At 69.8% G+C, this 5,608-nt stretch carries 5 protein-coding genes; all 5 read left to right on the top strand.

What is annotated here, in order from left to right:
• The first annotated feature begins 205 nt into the window (after positions 1–205).
• The 5 genes from ACWGI8_RS38225 (at position 206) to ACWGI8_RS38245 (ending at position 5,582) form a co-directional block, all read left to right on the top strand.
• Positions 206–1,072 carry a phosphatidylinositol-specific phospholipase C/glycerophosphodiester phosphodiesterase family protein gene (locus ACWGI8_RS38225; protein WP_453668043.1) on the top strand — a complete coding sequence of 289 codons (867 nt, stop codon included), beginning with the start codon at positions 206–208 and terminating at the stop codon, positions 1,070–1,072.
• A gap of 143 nt (positions 1,073–1,215) precedes the next feature.
• Positions 1,216–1,410, top strand: a complete 195-nt coding sequence (locus tag ACWGI8_RS38230; protein WP_453668039.1) for a hypothetical protein — start codon at positions 1,216–1,218, stop codon at positions 1,408–1,410.
• A gap of 185 nt (positions 1,411–1,595) precedes the next feature.
• Entirely contained in the window at positions 1,596–2,069 is a 474-nt protein-coding gene (locus ACWGI8_RS38235; RefSeq protein ID WP_453668040.1) for a GNAT family N-acetyltransferase, read from the top strand.
• A 146-nt stretch (positions 2,070–2,215) separates the two neighbouring features.
• Entirely contained in the window at positions 2,216–3,868 is a 1,653-nt protein-coding gene (locus tag ACWGI8_RS38240; RefSeq protein ID WP_453668041.1) for a serine hydrolase, read from the top strand.
• A 127-nt stretch (positions 3,869–3,995) separates the two neighbouring features.
• Positions 3,996–5,582: a hypothetical protein gene (locus tag ACWGI8_RS38245; protein WP_453668042.1), complete on the top strand. Its 1,587-nt coding sequence runs from the start codon at positions 3,996–3,998 to the stop codon at positions 5,580–5,582.
• Positions 5,583–5,608 lie beyond the last annotated feature (26 nt).

Raw genomic sequence — 5,608 nt, forward strand, 5'->3', positions numbered from 1 at the left:
ACTCCGGCCATCACCGCGGCGGCCTGCTCGCCTGCGACGTCGACACGCCTTTCTCACGTCGGCCAATCCGGCTGAGAGGCACGCTGGTTGATCGCCGGGTGACGGATGGCCGAACTCTTCCCCGCGCCCTGCCCGGAGAGGGCGTGCGGCACGGATACTCGCCGTGTCCCGCACTCCCATCCGTCCCGCAGAGCCCGGAGGCACCATGGTCCGCACCACCCGTCGCCGTGCCGTCACCACGATCGCAGCCGCCTTCGCCGGCGCCGTCGCCGCGCCCTCCATACCGGCCCAGGCCGCCGGGCACAGCGGCAGAGTCCACCCGTTGCGCCGGGCGCACGCCCACAACGACTACCTCCACACCCGGCCCCTCCACGACGCCCTGGACCACGGCTTCACCAGCCTGGAGGCCGACGTCTTCCTGGTCGACGGGGAGCTCCTCGTCGCCCACGAACCCGCCCAGCTCGACCCCGCCCGCACCCTCCGTCGCCTCTATCTGGACCCGCTGCTGGAGCGGGTGAAGGCCAACCACGGGTCCGTGTACCGCGGTTACCACAGGCCGGTGCAGCTCCTCGTCGACATCAAGAACGACGGCGTGAACACCTATCTCGAACTCCACCGTCAACTCCGTGCGTACCGGCGGATGCTGAGCACCTACGCCCACGGCACCGTGCACCTCGGCGCCGTCACCCCGGTCGTCTCCGGGGACCGGGCCGCCCGGGCCCCAATGGAGGCGCAGTCCGTCCGCCATGCCTTCTACGACGGACGCCTCGACGACCTCGCCGCGCCCGCTCCCGCGCCCGCCTCCTTCATCCCGCTGATCTCCAGCAACTGGACACAGAGCTTCACCTGGCAGGGCGTCGGCCCGTTCCCCGACACCGAGCGGGCGCGGCTGGGCTCCATCGTCTCCACCGCCCACGCCCGTGGGCAGCGCGTCCGCTTCTGGGCCACTCCCGACGTACCGGGCGCCGCCCGCGACGCCGTATGGACGGAGTTGCTCGCTGCCCGACTCGACCACATCAACACCGATGACCTCGCCGGCCTGCAACGATTCCTCCGCACCCACGACCGCTGACCGAAGCGGTAACGGCCGGGGTCAACAACGGATTTGACGACCACCCGATCGGCGGACACGCCAGTCGGCCGTTCGGCGCCTCCGCTCCGCCACACTGGCGCCCGAAGGCCGCATATTCCCCATGCGGCGGAGGGAGGCCGGACATGGCTGTTTCGATTTCGGTGGTGCTTCTACTGCTCGTCCTTGCGGTGATCTTCCTCCGCAACGGCGGGCTGAAGCTCTCGCACGCGCTGGTGTGCGCCCTGCTCGGGTTCTTCCTCGCGGGCACGAGCATGGCGCCCACCATTCACGACGGTGTGTCCGCGACGGCGGAGGTGGTGGGCAAGCTCAAGCCCTGACCGTGGGCGGCAGCCGCCGTCGCCGCCGTCGCCGGCGTTTGGCCGGCTGAAGGCCGCAGGCCGACGGACAATCGAGATGACAGCACGATGCGTACCGGGGCAGACTCGCGTCGTGCGTGATCGTTTGGAGACTCCTTCGGGCCTGGTGCTGCGCAAGTGGACAGCGGGGGACGGCCTTGTCCGTGATGACCGCGTTCGCAGATCCCCTCATGCGCGGGCAGGCGACCGAGCCCGTGGATTCGGTCCGGTCCGCCGAGCGGTGGATCGCGGAGCGTCGCGAGCAGTGGGCCGCTGGGTCTGCGTTCGCCTTCGCCGTGGTCGACGGGGACGACACCGTGCTGGGACATGTGTCCGTCGGCGCGGTGAACCGGAGGCATTCCGTCGGATGGGTGTCCTACTGGACGACGTCGACGGCCCGGGGGAGCGGCGTCGCCTCACGGGCCTGCCACGCTCTCGCCCGCTGGGCTTTCGACGACGCAGATCTCTTCCGGCTGGAGCTGGGGCATCGGGTGAACAACCCCGCCTCGTGCAGAGTGGCCCATGCCGCGGGCTTCGTCGTGGAAGGACAGCAACGCCGGAAACTCGCCTACGACGGCGAGCGTTACGACGTCGAACTCCACGCTCGACTGGCAACGGACGAGGAACCTTCGCTGAGTTGAGCCCCGGACGGTGTGGGCGTTGCGTACCCGCTGCGCCAGGCCGAATTCCCGGTCCGCCAGGCCGAATCCCCGTGCCGAGGGCGCACGCATCCGGCCGCCCCGCACTGCGGGCGACAACGCCCCGCTTGGGGCGTTCAATGGACTGTATGCATGCCCCGAAGGGCGTGCTTCTTCGCAGAGGCCGCTCACTCGCCGTGTCGGGCCTGGCCGCCTTCGTGATCGCGGCGACGGCCCTGGCCTCGGGCGCCGCCGCGCCGAGCCCGTCGCCCAGCCCCACACCGCCGCCCTCGGAAGACGTCCCCAAGCCACCCCCGCCCCAGCCTCCTCCGCTGCTCACCCAGGCCGATGTGGACCGGGCCGTGGACAGGCTCGACGGTGTCGTGCAGAGCATGATGAAGCGCACCGGTGTGCCCGGGGCTGCGGTTGGTGTGGTGTACAAGGACCGGGTGGTGTATCTCAAGGGGTTCGGTAAGCGGCATGTCGGCCGGCCCGAGACCGTCGGCACCGACACCGTCTTCCAGCTCGCCTCGCTCTCGAAGCCGATTTCGTCCACCGTCCTCGCCGGCAACGTCGGCGAGGACGGCAAGGACGGCGTCGGCTGGGACGAACCGGTGGCCGGGCGCGTCTTTGGCTTCGCTCTCAAGGACCCCTGGGTGACCAGTCATGTCACCGTCACGGATCTGATGTCGCACCGCAGCGGACTGCCCGACCACGCCGGCGATCTGCTGGAGGACCTCGGCTACGACCAGGCGTACATCCTGAGCCACCTGCGGTACGAGCCGCTCGCCCCGTTCCGCGCCGACTACGCGTACACCAACTTCGGCTTCACCGCGGCCGCGGAGGCCGTCGCCCGCACCAAGGGCGTCAGCTGGGAGAAGCTCGGCGAGGAGACGCTGTACGCGCCCGCGGGCATGGACTCCACCAGCTCCACGTTCGCCGACTACGAGGCGGCCAAGAACAGAGCCGTCACCCATGTGAGGACCGCCGACGGCACCTGGCAGGCGAAGTTCGTCCGGGACGCGGACGCCCAGGCACCCGCCGGCGGCGTCAGCTCCACCGCGGCGGACATGACGCGCTGGCTGCGGCTGCAGCTCGCCAACGGGAAGCTCGACGGACGGCAGATCATCGACGCCGAGAACCTTGCGCACACCCATCTGCCCGAGATCGTCTCCCAGCCGCCGCCCGACCCGGCCGGCCGCACGGGCTTCTACGGCCTGGGCTGGAACGTCGGTTACGACAACCAGGGCAGGCTCCGTCTCAGCCACTCCGGAGCCTTCGATCTCGGCGCCAACACCAACGTGACCATGCTGCCCGGCGAACAGCTCGGCATGATCGTCCTCACCAACGGCCAGCCCGTCGGCATGGCCGACTCCGTCGCCCTCGACTTCTTCGACACCGCCCAGTACGGCAAGCCCACCACCGACTGGCTGCCCTTCGTCGCCGCGATCTACGAGCAGGAGGAAGACGCCGGCAGGTCTCCGACGGACTATGCCGCTCCGCCTGCCGACGCGAAGGCCGCCCGGGCCGACAGCGCCTACACCGGGACGTACGACAACGTCTACTACGGAAAGGCCGTCGTCACGACGGACCAGGACGGGCTCGTCCTCGAACTCGGGCCGGAGCCGAAGCGGTTCCGCCTGAGCCACTACGCAGGCGACACCTTCAGCTTCGCGACCACCGGCGAGAACGCGGTCGGACTGACCGGCGTCACCTTCACGTTCGACGGCGCAGGCACGGCCCGCAAGCTGCGCATCGAGTATCTCGACGAGACGGGCCTCGGCTCGTTCACCCGGCCCTGAACCAGGGCGGGTTGTTGCACGATCATGAAGCGTCCATGAAACCCCTCGCATCGCCATGGACACTTCACGGGGGCGGCTCTAGCGTCTGGCGGCGGCGCGACTGACGCATGTTCACCGAGGAGCCGCATTGTCCCGAAGAGCGCTCGCCCGCGCACTGGCCCTGACGCTTGCCCTCTCCACCTGCACGGTCGCGGGACCCACGTCCGCGCAGGCGGACGACATACCCAACACCCCCGGACACCGCCTGGTGAGCGGCTACGAAGGGGCGCCCGCCGCCGCTCGGCCCGTCCCCGGCACGCCCCCGCCCCAGCATCCCCATCTCGCGCCAAACGGCCGTAGCGGTATGCACGCGGATGCGGCGGGCAGCGGCACGCATCCGTATCCGGGGCCGCTCGGTGACAACCCGTCCGTCACCAGCGAGCAGATCGCGCCGCTCGGCGGCGAATGCGCCACCGCCACCTTCGACTCGGCGGGCCGCCTCATCACCGTCTGCGGTACCTTCTCGGGCTTCCTGCTCAAGCTCCTCGACCCGCGCACGCTCGACACCCTCGCCGAGTACCGGCTGCCGCAGCGTTCCTCGACCGTCGAGGCCATCACCCGCCTCGACTTCTCGAAGATCTTCAAGGACACCTCGGGCGGCGCCTACTTCTACCTCGACAACCGGGACCGGGTCGTCCTCGCCGACTCGCGCCAGCACGTCCTGCGCATCGCGCACAAGCAGGGGGCGGACGGCTCCTGGCGGTTCGAGGCCGAGGACGACTGGGACCTGACCCCGCACGTCCCGCACGACTGCGTCAGCTGGACCAATCTCTTTCCGAGCGGCACCTGCGACCCCGTCACTTCCGTGATGCCCGACTGGCAGGGGCGTATCTGGTGGGTGACCAGGCTCGGCCGCGTCGGCACCGTGGACGCGCAGACCTCCGCCATCCGCTCGATCCGGCTCGACGGCGAGGAGATCCAGAACTCCTTCTCGGCCTCGGACGACGGCGTCTCGATCGTCTCGGACCACGCGCTCTACAGCTTCCGTGCCGACGCCGGCGGCACCCCACGGGTGCAGTGGCGTCAGACGTACGACCGAGGCACCGGCACCAAGCCCGGCTCCGTCAACCAGGGCTCCGGCACCACCCCCGACCTGTTCGGTGAGGGCGCCGACTATGTCGCGATCACCGACAATGCCGACGACCGGATGAACGTCCTCGTCTATCGGCGCGGCACTGACATCCCCGCGGACCGGCGGCTCGTCTGCAAGGTCCCCGTCTTCGCCTCCGGCGCCTCCACCACCGACAACTCCCTCATCAGCTGGGGCAACAGCCTCGTCGTCGAGAACAACTACGGCTACGAGAACCCGGCATCGCTCACGTTCGGCCGCAGCGTCACCGGCGGGGTGACCCGCATCGACGTACGCGCGGACGGCAGCGGCTGTGACACCGTCTGGGAGAGCGACGTCCGCTCACCGTCCACCGTTCCCAAGCTCTCCACCGCCAACGGGCTGCTCTACTTCTACGAGAAGAAGCCCCACAAGCTCGGCGTCGACGCCTGGTATCTCACCGCCGTCGACTTCCGCACCGGAGAGCGCCGCTGGAGCCGCCTCACCGGCACCGGCCCGCTGTACGACAACAACTGGGCGCCGATCACGATCGGTCCCGACGGCACGGCCTACGCGGGCGTCTTCAACGGCATCGTCGCCGTTCGCGACAACGGCAAGGACCGGTAGGACCGGCAGGGCCGACAAGCAGGAAC

This window comes from Streptomyces sp. NPDC054841, assembly GCF_053611045.1.